Origin of the sequence: Paraburkholderia sp. 35.1 (genome assembly GCF_050436525.1) — a bacterium.
In the GTDB taxonomy this organism is placed as follows: Bacteria; Pseudomonadota; Gammaproteobacteria; order Burkholderiales; family Burkholderiaceae; genus Paraburkholderia; species Paraburkholderia tuberum.
Window position 1 is genome coordinate 1,774,116 of the sequence record NZ_JBNDMJ010000002.1, and the last position, 13,067, is coordinate 1,787,182.

The 13,067-nt window shown below is 62.6% G+C and carries 15 protein-coding genes; 8 read left to right on the forward strand and 7 right to left on the reverse strand.

Annotated features, from left to right (window positions below):
* Positions 1 to 3: 3 nt before the first annotated feature.
* From OKW27_RS14165 to OKW27_RS14175, 3 genes are all read right to left on the reverse strand, one after another.
* Positions 4 to 654 (reverse strand): glutathione S-transferase family protein, encoded by a 651-nt coding sequence (locus OKW27_RS14165; RefSeq protein ID WP_429333851.1) that lies wholly within the window; start codon positions 652 to 654, stop codon positions 4 to 6.
* A gap of 162 nt (positions 655 to 816) precedes the next feature.
* Positions 817 to 2,292, reverse strand: a complete 1,476-nt coding sequence (locus OKW27_RS14170) for a sodium:solute symporter family protein (protein ID WP_429333852.1) — start codon at positions 2,290 to 2,292, stop codon at positions 817 to 819.
* Positions 2,289 to 2,504: a DUF3311 domain-containing protein gene (locus OKW27_RS14175; protein ID WP_090809890.1), complete on the reverse strand. Its 216-nt coding sequence runs from the start codon at positions 2,502 to 2,504 to the stop codon at positions 2,289 to 2,291. The genes OKW27_RS14170 and OKW27_RS14175 overlap by 4 nt, the downstream gene beginning before the upstream one ends.
* Positions 2,505 to 2,853: 349 nt before the next feature.
* Here OKW27_RS14175 and OKW27_RS14180 point away from each other — a divergent pair, with 349 nt between their 5' ends.
* On the forward strand, positions 2,854 to 3,531 hold the full coding sequence (locus tag OKW27_RS14180) for a MarC family protein (protein ID WP_018425193.1): 678 nt from the start codon (positions 2,854 to 2,856) through the stop codon (positions 3,529 to 3,531).
* Here OKW27_RS14180 and OKW27_RS14185 read toward each other — a convergent pair.
* Positions 3,448 to 3,822 (reverse strand): hypothetical protein, encoded by a 375-nt coding sequence (locus tag OKW27_RS14185; RefSeq protein ID WP_429333853.1) that lies wholly within the window; start codon positions 3,820 to 3,822, stop codon positions 3,448 to 3,450. The two genes, OKW27_RS14180 and OKW27_RS14185, sit on opposite strands and share 84 nt — an antisense overlap.
* A gap of 177 nt (positions 3,823 to 3,999) precedes the next feature.
* Here OKW27_RS14185 and OKW27_RS14190 point away from each other — a divergent pair, with 177 nt between their 5' ends.
* Complete coding sequence (locus OKW27_RS14190) at positions 4,000 to 4,245, forward strand: DUF6723 family protein (protein ID WP_090809892.1); 246 nt, start codon at positions 4,000 to 4,002, stop codon at positions 4,243 to 4,245.
* Positions 4,246 to 4,292: 47 nt separating this feature from the next.
* Here the strand turns inward: OKW27_RS14190 and OKW27_RS14195 are convergent, their stop codons facing one another.
* Complete coding sequence (locus tag OKW27_RS14195; protein ID WP_429333854.1) at positions 4,293 to 4,529, reverse strand: hypothetical protein; 237 nt, start codon at positions 4,527 to 4,529, stop codon at positions 4,293 to 4,295.
* Positions 4,530 to 4,723: 194 nt separating this feature from the next.
* Between OKW27_RS14195 and OKW27_RS14200 the strand changes: the two genes are divergently transcribed.
* The 5 genes from OKW27_RS14200 (at position 4,724) to OKW27_RS14220 (ending at position 8,854) form a co-directional block, all read left to right on the forward strand.
* Entirely contained in the window at positions 4,724 to 5,050 is a 327-nt protein-coding gene (locus OKW27_RS14200) for a hypothetical protein (RefSeq protein WP_090810523.1), read from the forward strand.
* 60 nt (positions 5,051 to 5,110) lie between these two features.
* Positions 5,111 to 5,287 (forward strand): hypothetical protein, encoded by a 177-nt coding sequence (locus OKW27_RS14205; protein WP_184060093.1) that lies wholly within the window; start codon positions 5,111 to 5,113, stop codon positions 5,285 to 5,287.
* A 53-nt stretch (positions 5,288 to 5,340) separates the two neighbouring features.
* Positions 5,341 to 5,886 (forward strand): cupin, encoded by a 546-nt coding sequence (locus OKW27_RS14210; RefSeq protein ID WP_429333855.1) that lies wholly within the window; start codon positions 5,341 to 5,343, stop codon positions 5,884 to 5,886.
* 265 nt (positions 5,887 to 6,151) lie between these two features.
* Positions 6,152 to 8,233: a transketolase gene (gene tkt, locus OKW27_RS14215; protein ID WP_429333856.1), complete on the forward strand. Its 2,082-nt coding sequence runs from the start codon at positions 6,152 to 6,154 to the stop codon at positions 8,231 to 8,233.
* Positions 8,234 to 8,395: 162 nt separating this feature from the next.
* Positions 8,396 to 8,854, forward strand: a complete 459-nt coding sequence (locus tag OKW27_RS14220) for a ferritin-like domain-containing protein (protein WP_018425186.1) — start codon at positions 8,396 to 8,398, stop codon at positions 8,852 to 8,854.
* On the opposite strand, the gene OKW27_RS14225 is transcribed toward OKW27_RS14220, so the two are convergent.
* Positions 8,851 to 9,915, reverse strand: coding sequence for a DMT family transporter (locus tag OKW27_RS14225; protein WP_429333857.1), 1,065 nt, complete (start codon positions 9,913 to 9,915; stop codon positions 8,851 to 8,853). The genes OKW27_RS14220 and OKW27_RS14225 overlap by 4 nt on opposite strands.
* A gap of 422 nt (positions 9,916 to 10,337) precedes the next feature.
* On the opposite strand from OKW27_RS14225, the gene OKW27_RS14230 reads away from it, so the two are divergent.
* Positions 10,338 to 11,042 (forward strand): LuxR C-terminal-related transcriptional regulator, encoded by a 705-nt coding sequence (locus OKW27_RS14230; RefSeq protein WP_429333858.1) that lies wholly within the window; start codon positions 10,338 to 10,340, stop codon positions 11,040 to 11,042.
* A gap of 43 nt (positions 11,043 to 11,085) precedes the next feature.
* On the opposite strand, the gene OKW27_RS14235 is transcribed toward OKW27_RS14230, so the two are convergent.
* Positions 11,086 to 13,032: a hybrid sensor histidine kinase/response regulator gene (locus tag OKW27_RS14235; protein WP_429333859.1), complete on the reverse strand. Its 1,947-nt coding sequence runs from the start codon at positions 13,030 to 13,032 to the stop codon at positions 11,086 to 11,088.
* Positions 13,033 to 13,067 lie beyond the last annotated feature (35 nt).

Sequence of the window (13,067 nt, forward strand, 5' to 3'; positions counted from 1 at the left end):
ACGTTACTGGCCTTCGTTGCGCCACTCCGTCAGCTTTTCGCGCTCGTTGAGTTCGATGAACGCCGGCCGTGCGCGCAGCCTGCGGATATAGCTCGCGAGATGCGGCCAGCCCACCGTCGCGGGGTGGGGCATGTTGCGGGTCCAGCGCATCAGCACGAGCGCGAGCAGATCGGCGGTGCTGAGCTTGCCGCCCGCGAGGTATGCGTGGCCGTCGGCGAAATGCCTGTCGAGCCGCGCACACGCTTCTTCGATGCGGCGTTGCGCGAGCGCGCGCACCGCCTCGGCGCCCGCGGGGTCGCCGTCGCTGCCGGCGTAGAACCAGTCGCGCATCGCGGGTAGCAGCGTATTCGCGAGGTAGATCATCCATTCGAGCCATTCCGCGCGTGCGACAGAGCCGGGCGCGGGCGCGAGGTCGGCCTCGGCGTGGCGCTCGGCGAGCAGCATCAGCAGCGCGGCCGATTCATGCCGCGGCACGCCATCGACGACCAGCGTGGGCACGCGCCCGGCCGGATTCAGACGCAGATACTCGGGATCGCGCTGCTGGCCCGCGTCGATATCGACGAGGCGCGCTTCGAACGGCACGCCCATTTCGAGCAGCATCCAGTGCACGGGCATGCTGGCCGCGCCGGGCGAGTAGTAGAGAACGTAGGACATTCGGGGCTCCGTGGATCGTCGAGAGCGCGGTCGAGCCGTGAACAGAAAGAATCAGGGGCTGTCGCCGAAACGAACAGCCCCTTCAGATGCGTCAGGCGCCAGCGTACGCAAATGCGGGCGCTCGAAACAGCAAGCCTCGAATCACGCCCGCGGCCAGGTCTTTCAATGCGCCGACGCGTGCTTCTCCTGCTCGGCTGCGCTCGGCTGCGTCACCGCGCTGACGATCACGAACACGATCACGTTGACCGCGAGCGCAAGGAAGCCGATGTTGACGTCCTTCAGCGCATCGGGCAGGAACGGCATCAGGTGACCGACGCTCCAGTGCAGCGTCGTGGTCAGTGTGACCACCGCGACACCCGCGACGATGCCGCAGAACGCGCCTTGCCTCGTCGCGCGGTTGTGCGGGAACAGGCTGCAGAGCACGGCCGGGAACAATTGCGTGACGAAGCTGTAGCCCATCAGCAGCAGCGCGACGATGGTTTCGCCGCCGTTCAGCGTGAAGGCGACCGCGACCAGCGCCACGACCGGTACGAGGAAGCGCGCGATCACCGCGACCGACGCATCCGACGCGTTGCGGTTCACCATGCCGCGATACACGTCGTTGGCGAGCAGCGTCGACGCCGAGGTCAGGATCATCGAGCCCGGCACCAGCGCGGTCAGGATACCGGCCGCGCCGATCACGCCGACGAACCACGGATCGAACGTCTGCAGCGACAGGCGGAACAACGACAGGTCGATGTCGGCGCCCTTCAGGCCCGGCACGCGCAGCGTCGCCGCGAAGCCGACGAAGAACACGAACAGCAGGATCAGCTGATAGAGCGGCAGAATCGCGGCATTGCGGCGGAAGATTCGCTCGTCCTTCGCCGTGAAGATCGAACCGAACGTGTGCGGCCACATGAAGAAGCCGAGCGCGGTCAGCAGCACCGTCGACTGGAACCACACGACGCTCGAACCGTGCGCCGGGAAGGTCAGGAAGCCGGGACGGGCGGCGTCGATCGTGCGGAACATCGCGCCGATGCCGCCGTAGTAATGCAGCGGCAGATAGATGCCGAGGAACAGCACGATCGCGAGAATCAGCAGATCCTTGGCCACCGAGTTCCAGGCGGAGCCGCGCACGCCCGACACGATCACGTAAGAGGTCACGACGATCGCGCCGATCCAGATCGCCGCCGTCGACGAGATCGCGCCGTACGACGCGGTCGCGACGATGATGCCGAGGCCCTTCAATTGCAGCACCAGGTACGGGATCAGCGCGGCCACGCCGACCAGCGCGACCAGCGTGCCGAGCGCCGGGCTCTCGTATTTGCGCCTCAAGAAGTGCGGCTGCGAGACCAGGCGGTGCGTCTTCGCGTAGCGCCAGATCGGCGGCAGCATCCAGTACGACAGGATGTACGCGAGCGTGCCGTACGCGAGGATGTAGTAGACCGGCGCCCCCTTACCGTACGCGAAGCCGCTGCCGCCGAGGAACGTGAAGGTCGTATAGATTTCGCCGGCCATCAGCAGGAACACGAACGCGGTGCCGAAGCTGCGGCCGCCCACGGTCCACTGCTCGAGGCTCATATCGTGGCCGCGCCTTGCGCGCACGCCGAGGAACAGCGCGAATAGCGTAACGGCGGCGATGATGACGAGTGCGCTCATGGGCGAACCTCCTCGCCATCGGCGGCGACGTGTCGGTTGGACGGATCGAGGTTGTAGATGATCGCCATGATGATCGCGCTCAACACCACCCACATGACGATCCAGGCCAGCACGAACGGCATGCCGAGCACGAGCGGCTCGACGCGATTGACAAACGAAACGCCGACCAGGATGCCGACGAACGGCAACGCGGCAAGTACACGAAGCAGCATGTGGACAACTCCTCGAACCAGTAGGTATGTGTCGTTGAAATTCCGGCTTCGCTGAGGACTGTATGCCGGATACTTCGGTCCCGTAAAGCAGGTCAAAATAAATGTCGGAGTTTCGACCGCTGCAATTGCATCTTTCCAGCCCCGATTGCTGCAGTGCAAAGCGGGACGCGCCGTGGCGCGCAAGGCGTCGCGCGGCTTTTCTGCAGGCCGACTGGCGCGCCGCGATATGATCTGCGAGCATTGCGGCATTTTCCGGACCGCGCGATTCCGGCCGGGTTCATGACCGGCAGCGCGCCCAGGCGCGAACCCGCGCGAGCACACGCAGACAAGCAGGCACACGGACACCCACATGGTCGAAAGTCTGATCTCGGACATCATGTTTGGCTTTATCGGCTTAATCAGCATCATCAATCCGTTCAGCGGCGCGTTCGTGTTTCTGGACCGGACCGCGTCGTTGACCCTCGACGAGCGCACCTTACTCGCCCGCAAGATCGCGATCAACGCCGCCGTTGTGCTGCTGGTGGCATTCTTCATCGGCACGCCGATCCTGCATTTCTTTGGTATCTCGATGGAGGCGCTGCGCATCGGCGGCGGGCTCGCGCTTGCCGTGGGCGGCTGGCAAATGCTCAATGCGCCGGACACGCCGGCGGTCGAGCAGACGGAAGTCAAGCGCGTCGACGCCGAAACCGCGAAATCGCGCGCGTTCTTTCCTCTGACCGTGCCGCTGACCACTGGGCCCGGCTCGATCGCGACCGCGATCGCGCTGTCGGCGAATCGCACGCACAAGCTGTCGGCGTTCGTGATGTCGGGCATCGCGTCGGTCGCCATCACGTTCGCGGTGGCCGTCTGCGTGTATCTGATCTACAGCCGCGCGACGATCCTCGCGCGCTATCTCGGCGTCGAGGGCACCAAGGTCGCGTTGCGGGTGTCAGCGTTCCTGCTGCTATGCATCGGCGTGCAGATCATTCTGACCGGTGTATCCGAATTCCTGATTCCGATCGCGACGATGCGCCCGCCGGCGGGCTAGCGCCGCATGCCGGCGCCATGCACGCTGTGGCGGCGGCGCCGCAGGTGGATCGCCTTCGGGTGGTTCGTGCGGAACGTCGACCGGATCGTCGGGGATCGGATCGGGGTCGATCTTCGGCGGCGGCGTGTTCGGCGCGATGTCGGGGTCGACTTCGGGCGGCATCGGCGCATGCGGATGCAGCGGCAGCGGCAACGGCAACGGCTGCATCGAAATTTGCGCGTGGGTTGGCGCGTTCAGGTCGAATGTGCCGATTGCACCGGGCGCTTGCCGGCTCGTATCAGGTGAATCCATCGGTCCTCTCCCTATAGTCTTCGTTCAGACGCGCAATGCCCGTGCCGCATGCCGACGGATCTCGTTCGCGTGGAACGCCAATTGCTGGAACCCGGCACGCGTGCCGCATCGCGATGACCGCGCGCGCCCGGCTCACATTGGACATCGCCCACGCAAAGCACAGGACGAGGAGCGCATATGGCGCGACATAAGGCCGACGTTGCCGACGACGACTTCGAGATTTTCGCCAGCTATCACGGAACAGGCGACGGCCGATACATAGGTGGACTGAAGGTTGTGAGGAAAGCGGACAGGCGGATTCTGTTCCCGTTCGAGGGCGCACCGCAGATCGGCCCCTATGCGACCGCCGACGAAGCACGCCGCGCCGCAATTGCATACGGCCGCAAGCTCGTCGCGGCCGATCGTGCCGCGCCCGAAGGCTGAGCGGGCGCAGCCGGTTTGGCAGTGCTTGCGTGAGAGGCGCAGAGCCATCAGGGCATACCGCCGAGCGACGGCGAAATCGTGCTGCCGCGCGCGGGATCGCCCGGATGTTCGTCGGGCAGGGTAGGGCGCGCCGACAGCGGCGGATGATCGCGATAGCAGGTATCGACCGAACCGTCGACGAGGCAGTTCTGGAACGCATCGGCGTCGCTCTTTTGCGCGAACGTGTACAGCGTGCGCTCGACCTGCACCTCGGTATCGGATATGCGAATTGTCGTAATGCTCATGAGGTTCTCCTTCGGGGGCGCTTTTTTACAAAGCGAACGTGCCGCGCTACTGCCTTCGAGCTCGCAATGGCCGTGCCTGTTGCGCTGCGCGCGGACTTCTCCGGCAAGGCTCGAATGTTGCTGCATGAACCAGGTGCCGTTCGAGATGGCGCGTAATGACGCGAATCGACGGCAGAACAAACGAGGAGGGCGCGATGCAAGATCCCCAATCGACCGACACCCCGCAGCAGAGCGCGACGCCGGGCGGCGAGCAGTCCGCGAGGCCAGATAACCGCGCCGCGCCCACGCTGTCCGACGAAGTCAAAGCCCGCAACAAGCCGAGCGGCACGCACTACGTCGAGCCGAGTCCGCTCGGCATCGAACCGGTCGTGCAGACCGGCGTGGACAAAGCGACCAATCCGCCACGGTCGAGCGAGCGGCCGCGCCAGGGCGCCGAAGTGCCGCTCGGCACCGGCGAGCACGCGGAGCCGCCGGGGGGCGGCGGGCGCGAGTCGCATCACAAGCAGCCGGGCGAGCAATGACGCGGCGCGTCGCGTGCCAGCCGTGCATCCAATCCGTCAACATCCAACCGGAGAAAGCGCATGCAACCGGACACTCCAACCCAATCGATGAACCCCGGCGACGAAGCGCCGCCCAACACGCCGGGCGCTGGCGAAGACCTGTGCGGCGCCTGCCACGGCACGGGCAAGGTCGAGGGCGCTCGCTGCGCGGTGTGCGGCGGCACGGGCAAGGTGCTGCAGGGCATCGGCGGAGGCTAGCCGGCTGCTCGTCCGCAGGTTCGCGGCAACCGCATCACAAGCCAGGAGCAACCATGTTCAACGAGTCCAGGCACGGCTTCGACGCCGCGCAGACCGAATACGAAGCGTTCATGCTGGAGTCGCACGACTGGGTGCCGAACAACAGCAAGCTGCCGGTCGTGCTGTACCGGCGCGCGCTGTCGCCCGGCAGCGGCAATCTGCCCGCCGCGTTCGAAATCCTCTTCGAGCGCAATGCATGGCCCGCGCAGTGGCGCAACAGCATCTTCGACTTCCATCACTTTCACGCGACCGCGCACGAGGTGCTCGGCGTGACAGACGCGAGCGCCGAGGTGATCGTCGGCGGGCCGGGCGGACGCGTGGTGACGGTGCACGCGGGCGACGTGCTGCTGCTGCCGGCCGGCACCGGCCATTGTCTGCAATCGTTCGAGCGGCATTTTCAGGTGGTGGCGGGCTATCCGTTAGGACAGCAATGGGACATTCGCCGCGAAGCGCTGACGCCGCAGGAACTCACCGAGATGCTGGCGTTGCCGTTTCCGCCGCTCGATCCGATCGACGGCAAGCACGGTCCCGTCATCGAGTTTTGGCTGCAGTCGGCCTGAACTTCGTCGTTCGCGAAGCAACCGACCTGCCGCGGCGTGGCGTGCAGAGTCGCGCGGTTAGGCGCATCATCTGTGGGCTTTGCCGCGATTTTCCCGCGCGCTTTCGGCGCTGACGCTGGCACGTGGGCGGTTCCACGTGCGGCTTCGCGTCCTTATCGACATGCCCGGACGCGCGCGATTCCATGTCGACACGATGCGCCGATCCATCCGCGCGCTCCGCGGCGCGCGTCGGCCGTCTCCCGAATTGCCGAACAAGGAGCGTCCCATGCAAAACGATTCCGCCCTCGATCAGTTGTGCATCAACACGATCCGCACGCTGTCGATGGACGCCGTGCAGAAAGCCAATTCCGGCCACCCCGGCACGCCGATGGCGCTCGCGCCGGTCGCCTATCACCTGTGGCAACACCACCTGCGTTACGACCCTGACGAGCCGCTGTGGCCGAATCGCGACCGCTTCGTGCTGTCGGCCGGGCATGCGTCGATGCTGCTGTATTCGCTGCTGCATCTGGCCAACGTGAAAGCCGTCGACGAACACGGTAAGCCGACCGGCGCGCCGGCCGTGTCGCTCGACGACATCGAGCATTTCCGCCAGATCGACAGCAATACGCCGGGCCACCCCGAGTACCGGATGACGACCGGCGTCGAGACCACCACGGGACCGCTTGGGCAAGGGCTCGGCAATAGCGTCGGCATGGCGATGGCCGCGCGCTGGTACGAGAGCCACTTCAATCGCGCGGACGCGCCGCTGTTCGACTACCGCGTGTACGCGATTTGCGGCGACGGCGACATGATGGAAGGCATCTCGCACGAAGCGGCCTCGCTCGCGGGGCATCTGAAGCTGTCGAACCTGATCTGGATTTACGACAGCAACCGCGTGACGATCGAAGGCCATACGGACCTCGCGTATAGCGACGATGTGGCAAGCCGCTTTCACGGCTACAACTGGCACACGCTGCACGTCGGCGATGCGAACGACACCGCCGCGCTGGAAAAGGCGCTGGTCGAAGCGAAGAGCGTGACCGACCGGCCGTCGCTGATCGTGGTCCACAGCATCATCGGTTGGGGGGCGCCGAACAAGCAGGACACCGCGTCCGCGCATGGCGAAGCGCTCGGCGTCGAGGAAGTCGCGCTCGCCAAGAAGTTCTACGGCTGGCCCGAGGACAAGTTCTTCTACGTGCCCGAGGGCGTGCACGAGCGCTTCGCGCAGGGCATCGGCGCGCGCGGCAAGGCGGCGCGCGAACAATGGCAGGCGAAGTTCGACAGCTACAAAAAGCAGTATGCGGAGCTCGCGCGCGAATTCGCGCAGATCGAGGCGCACGAATTGCCGCAGGGCTGGGACAGCGACATTCCGAGCTTCAACACGGACCCGAAGGGCATCGCGACACGCGAATCGTCGGGCAAGGTGCTCAATGCGATTGCCGCGCGTGTGCCGTGGATGATCGGCGGCGCGGCGGACCTGTCGCCGTCGACGAAAACCAACCTGAAGTTCGAAGGCGCCGGCAGCTTCCAGGCGAATAACTATGGCGGCCGCAATCTGCACTTCGGCATTCGCGAGCATGCGATGGGCGCGGTGGTCAACGGTCTTGCGCTGTCGAATCTGCGCGCGTACGGCTCGACGTTCCTGATCTTCAGCGACTACATGAAGCCGCCGATCCGCCTGTCCGCGATCATGGAAGTGCCGGCCATCTTTGTGTTCACGCACGATTCGATCGGGCTCGGCGAAGACGGTCCGACACATCAGCCGATCGAGCAGCTCGCGTCGCTGCGCGGGGTGCCCGGCCTCACGGTACTGCGTCCCGGCGACGCGAACGAAGCGGCCGAGGCCTGGCGCGTTGCGCTGACGCAGCCGCATCGACCGGCGTGCATCGTCTTGTCGCGCCAGCCGCTGCCGACGCTCGACCGGAGCCGCTATGCGCCCGCGAGCGGCGTCAGGCACGGCGCGTATGTGCTCGCCGATGCGCCCGACGGCAAGAAGCCCGAGGTGATCCTGATGGCGACCGGCAGCGAGCTATCGATCTGCGCCGACGTGTACGAGAAGCTGAAGAGCGAGGGCATCGCGGCGCGCGTCGTGTCGATGCCGTCGTGGGACATCTTCGAGCGCGAGGACAGCGCGTATCAGGAGTCGGTGCTGCCCGCGGACGTCGAGGCGCGCGTCGCGGTCGAGCAGGCTGCGTCGCTCGGCTGGGATCGGTATACAGGACGGCTCGGTGCGCAGGTCGTCATGCATACGTTCGGCGCGTCGGCGCCGATCGCGGATCTGAAGAAGAAATTCGGTTTCACGCCGGAAGTCGTGTATCAGGCGGCGAAGCAGCAGATCGAGCGGGTGAAGAAGGGGAAGGGCACTTGAGCGTGCGGCGCTCGACGACGTCGTGAACGCTTGATGCGAAAAGCGGTGGGCCGGCGGAATCTATCCGTTTCGATCAGGCGTGCGGCCACGGTTTGCGGCCGCTTGCCGGCCTACTCGGTCGCGAGGCCGGACGCCTCGCCACGCCATGAAAGGAGACTTCAAATGGCCGAGATCAATAAGGAAGACGTTGTTGCGGTGCTGAACCGGATTCTCGAATCCGAGTTGGCCGGCGTCGTCCGATATACGCACTATTCGTTCCTTGTTTTCGGATTCGGACGCATTCCGATCAGGTCGTGGTTGCGCGCGCAGGCCGATGAATCGTTGTTGCACGCACAGCAGGCCGGCGAATGGATCACGACTCTGGGTGCCTATCCGTCGCTTGCGATCGGTCCTCTGCTCGACTCGCACACCTTCGATATCTCTTCGATCCTCCGCGAGTCGTTGCAAGCCGAGAATCTTGCGTTGCAGTTGTATCGCGACCTGCTGGCGCTCGTCGAGGACCGCTCGGTTGCACTCGAGGAGTTCGCCCGTCAGATGATCCACGTCGAGGAGATGCACGCGGGCGAAGTCGACAAGATGCTGCGCCGCCCTGGGGAGATGACGACGTCGGAGGACAGCTAGTGCTGATGCCGATGATGGATATCGGGGAAATGCGCGTGCGAATGTGTAATGGGCAGATGCACGTGAAGGTGCGTGTGCGGCTCCTCACCAGCATAAGGAAACTCATGCGCGTGCTGATGGTGCTCGTCATGGCGATGCTGGTGCGCGTGTTCAAAAAACTCATGGCTGTGCTCATGCTCATGCCGCTCGCGCACATGTAGCCAGATACCCAGCGCCATCAGAGCGGCGGCAATCCAGAAAGACAGATTGGGTAGCGCGGGCCATATGATCAGCGAAAGCATGACACCGAAAAGCGGCGCAACGGAAAAGTACGCGCCTGTACGCGCCGTACCGAGATGGCGAAGTGCAATAACGAACAGCACGAGGCTGATGCCGTAACCGCCAAGCCCGGTCAGCATCGCTGCCGCCATGGTTCCTGCTGACGGAAGCGAAGCGCCCGCCGCGATCGCGATGCCGAGATTCACGGGACCGGCCACCATCCCTTTGAGACACGCGATCACCATCGCGTCGTTTGCCGATACCTTGCGCGTCAGGTTGTTGTCGATTGCCCAGCACAGACACGCGCCGACGATCAGTAACGCACCCACCGGCACGCCTGACTGTCCCGGATGCCACGACAGAAGCACGCCGCCCGCAACGATCGCCACCATCCCGAGAAAAACCTGAATGTCGACATTTTCCTGGAAGACCACCCAGGCAATCACTGCGGTCAACACACCCTCAAGGTTGAGCAATAACGAACTCGTTGCCGCTGGTGTGGTGGACAGGCCCAGCATCAGCAATGCGGGGCCGGCGACGCCACCCATCGCTATCGCCCCGATCAGCCAAGGCAACTCGTCTTTGGTGATACGGTGGTCCGCGGCGGACTGAAGCCCGCGCGATCGAAAGGCACGCCACGCGATGCCGACGCCAAGCCCCAGGCCGCTACCGAGATACAACAGTCCTGCGAGCATGAAGGGGCTGACTGAGCCGAGCAGCCCCTTGGCCAACGGTGTCGCGGCGCCGAACAGCGCCGCGGCGATTAAGGCGGTGAATATCGCGCCGTATCCTGATCTCACCACTCCAACCTCTTGTCCGCAGCAGAAGCGACAGTTTCCAAGGTACATCGGTCGTTCAACACCGCCTGGACGAAATGATAGGGGCATACGTCGACGCACTTCGCACGTGTTCGGAGCATCGAACTGTCGGCACGCCGCAGACATTTCGCCGCGAGGCTGTCCGTGCGCCACCACCACTCGCGAATCGCCTTCATGCCGGCGGCTGCCGCGCAAACCGATTCGATCGCGCAAAGCCGTGTGCCGCCCGGGGCGCGGCACGCGGCGCGAACATGGCACACCCTGTGCCCTAGAGATCGCGGGTCCGCATCACTCTGCAGTTCAAGATCTGCGGCCTCGCTCGATATGCTAAGCTGTCAGGCAGTACTCCGCACAAACGTAGCGCACGATCGATGCTTTTCTCGGATGTGTAAAGAGGAGAAGCGACCATGAAAATCCTATGGGTCGATGACCACGAAATTCTTTGCGTTGCTCTGTCCGAATATGTCCAAACACACGCGTCGGAGCTGAGCGCAGCCCCAATCGACATCACACCCGTCTTTACGCTTGCCAGCGCGCTTGAAGAAGTCAACAAGACACCGCCCCCGGACCTGGTATTCCTGGATCTTAATCTGGATGGTGAGAATCGTGGCGCCGCGACACTTGAGCATTTTCAGGCCGGAAATCCATCCAATGTTCCCGTGGTCATTTGCACAGGACTTGCTCCTGGAAACGATCATGAAGTTGAAATTTTGCGAATGTGCATGCGTGACTACGCCGCTCGAGGAATCCTGTTGAAAGGAGGCGCGCACAAAAAAATGTTCATTGGACTGAGCAGGATCTTAGGAGGTGAACTCTGGATTCCGGAAGAAGTCTTGCTCCGCTTTGCCTGCTCGACACAAGCGCCCTCAGCTAGCCGGAATCAGCATCATCTTGGGCTTTCTCCGCGAGAGTGGGATTTGGCGCGTTGCATTGCACGTGGCCTTTCAGGTAAACAGATCGCAAGAGAACTTGGCGTCTCCGAGGGACATGTCAGACAGGTTTCTTGTGCTATTTACGACAAACTTCAAGTCAGAAACCGCGTTGAAGCTGCACTTCGAGTCAATGCCGAGCTTACCCTTGGAAGGGGGGCAGCAGATACGCGACTGTCGTGAAGATCTCTGCTACACCGCTCTTCATGTTTCCCTGCCATCACTTTTAACCGCCTTCGGTGGACGTTTTTGGCTTATGTTCTGCAAGTGTGGTCAATAAGGTTCGTTCCGAAACCGGTTTCGACAAAAGCTTGATGCCACTGACGGCTACTTTTTTGAGCACAGCTGACGAGGTGTCGCCCGACCACAGGATCGCAGGGATCGAAGCGTCGGTAGCAGCGCGGACCGCCGTAATCGCCGCAATGCCGTTCTCGTTTTCCAGCCGGTAGTCGGAGAGGATGAAGTGCGGACCGCTTGCCAAAGCCTCAATGCGCAACTGCTCGATGACGTCGGATGACGATTCCCCCGCCACGACGTAGCAGCCATGCTCGATCAGGCGCATCGATATTTCTATTCTTAAGTCGCTGTTGTCCTCGATGATCGCCACGACCATATTGGTCAGGTCCGGGTCGCCGTCTTCAACCGTTTGAACCTCGCGCAACTCCGGCGGTATGAGTCCCATGAACGGGACCGTAACCGAAAAACGCGATCCACGTCCTGGTGTCGAGTCCACGTCCAGTTTGTGACCAAGAAGGTTCGCGAGACCCTGGACAATGGACAGACCCAGGCCGAACCCTTTTTCACGATTCCTCTCGGGATTATCGACCTGTACATAGCTTTTGAAGATATCCGCCTGTCGACCTTCAGGGATACCGATCCCGTTGTCCCAGACGCTTATCTTTATGCGGCTGCCTCGCCTCTGGCAACTCACCAGAACATGTCCCTTCTTGCCTCCCCGCTCGGAAGGCGTGTAACGGAGCCCATTGAGCACCATATTCCGGACGATCCTGTCCAACGCATGTCGATCCGTACGGACCAGATAGGGGCGACTATGGAGTCTTAACTTCAGCCCCTTTGCCTCAGCCAGCGGCTGCATATCCACGACTATGCCGCGCAAAAGGGAAGGCAGCGCCACCTCCTGAATTTCTACATTCCAGGTGCCGGACTCGAGGCGGCAGATATCCAGTGCCCCGTTAATCATCCCTTCCATCGCATCCACTTGCCTTTGCGCAATCGAGACGCCTTCGACCAGATCGGTCGATTTAACGCTCCGCTCGATGAAATTTAACTTCAGGCCGAGCGTGGTGAGCGGTTGACGCAGGTCATGGCTTATCGCAGCGATAAGCAGGTTCTTCTCCGCCGTTGCCGCTACAGCCTGAGATCGCGCCTCCTCGAGAATGATCTCTTTAACATATGCGCGCTTCTGAGCGTAAAAAATGAACCACGCGAGGAAACAATAGCCAATCAGTTGAGCCGTATAAAAGCCCAGCATTGCTGGCCGGTAAATAAATAGAGGTGGTCCCAAGCTAAATCCGAACGGGATAGCGCCGAGCACGAATGAACCTAAATTCGCACGAAGACTCGGTGCGAGCAGCAGCAAGGTAAATGTATGGCTGATTAGCGTGTACTCAAGGAAGCCAGAACTGGCCAATTTGACGTAGGGAGCATGGCCCGAGAAATCGGGTGGAGTTAGCCCAAAGCTACCTGCCGCCCACCAGAACGATGTCAGTGTGACGACTGCAGCCCACGTCCAGTGCATCTGCTCGACCGCGTCGACGCTGGCGTGCTTCGGGAGCGCCATGGTTTTTTTCAGCAAGTATGCTGCCATGGGAGTGGCTATCCCCCACAGTCCCAGGACCCAGACGACACGGAACCAACGGTAGCTATCCGACGTTTTGATCCACGATCCATATACGCACAACAGCGAGGCTCCGACCGACACTAGCACGGTCCAACATACCGCTCGACGGGACAGCGATTTCAATAACTCACGTTTGACATAGAGATTCTGCTCGGTACTGAGTGCCGCACCCGGTCCCAGAAAAGGATTCACAAGTTCAGCGAATACGCGGCGCTCGATTGTGTGAGCCGTTTCGCCCGCGCACAGTGATGTTCTGGCCCCGGGCTTTTCGCCCGCGTCGGAATCACGTCGTGTTTGAATACGGGACGCCATAACAGGCCTCCGAGAATCAAGTGCAGCTACGCTCC

Excerpts from the sequence above, each read along its gene's own strand:
- OKW27_RS14165 (WP_429333851.1), bottom strand. The coding sequence starts at position 654 with ATGTCCTACGTTCTCTACTACTCGCCCGGCGCGGCCAGCATGCCCGTG.
- OKW27_RS14170 (WP_429333852.1), bottom strand. The coding sequence starts at position 2,292 with ATGAGCGCACTCGTCATCATCGCCGCCGTTACGCTATTCGCGCTGTTC.
- OKW27_RS14175 (WP_090809890.1), bottom strand. The coding sequence starts at position 2,504 with ATGCTGCTTCGTGTACTTGCCGCGTTGCCGTTCGTCGGCATCCTGGTC.
- OKW27_RS14180 (WP_018425193.1), top strand. The coding sequence starts at position 2,854 with ATGGTCGAAAGTCTGATCTCGGACATCATGTTTGGCTTTATCGGCTTA.
- OKW27_RS14185 (WP_429333853.1), bottom strand. The coding sequence starts at position 3,822 with ATGGATTCACCTGATACGAGCCGGCAAGCGCCCGGTGCAATCGGCACA.
- OKW27_RS14190 (WP_090809892.1), top strand. The coding sequence starts at position 4,000 with ATGGCGCGACATAAGGCCGACGTTGCCGACGACGACTTCGAGATTTTC.
- OKW27_RS14195 (WP_429333854.1), bottom strand. The coding sequence starts at position 4,529 with ATGAGCATTACGACAATTCGCATATCCGATACCGAGGTGCAGGTCGAG.
- OKW27_RS14200 (WP_090810523.1), top strand. The coding sequence starts at position 4,724 with ATGCAAGATCCCCAATCGACCGACACCCCGCAGCAGAGCGCGACGCCG.
- OKW27_RS14205 (WP_184060093.1), top strand. The coding sequence starts at position 5,111 with ATGCAACCGGACACTCCAACCCAATCGATGAACCCCGGCGACGAAGCG.
- OKW27_RS14210 (WP_429333855.1), top strand. The coding sequence starts at position 5,341 with ATGTTCAACGAGTCCAGGCACGGCTTCGACGCCGCGCAGACCGAATAC.
- tkt (WP_429333856.1), top strand. The coding sequence starts at position 6,152 with ATGCAAAACGATTCCGCCCTCGATCAGTTGTGCATCAACACGATCCGC.
- OKW27_RS14220 (WP_018425186.1), top strand. The coding sequence starts at position 8,396 with ATGGCCGAGATCAATAAGGAAGACGTTGTTGCGGTGCTGAACCGGATT.
- OKW27_RS14230 (WP_429333858.1), top strand. The coding sequence starts at position 10,338 with ATGAAAATCCTATGGGTCGATGACCACGAAATTCTTTGCGTTGCTCTG.
- OKW27_RS14235 (WP_429333859.1), bottom strand. The coding sequence starts at position 13,032 with ATGGCGTCCCGTATTCAAACACGACGTGATTCCGACGCGGGCGAAAAG.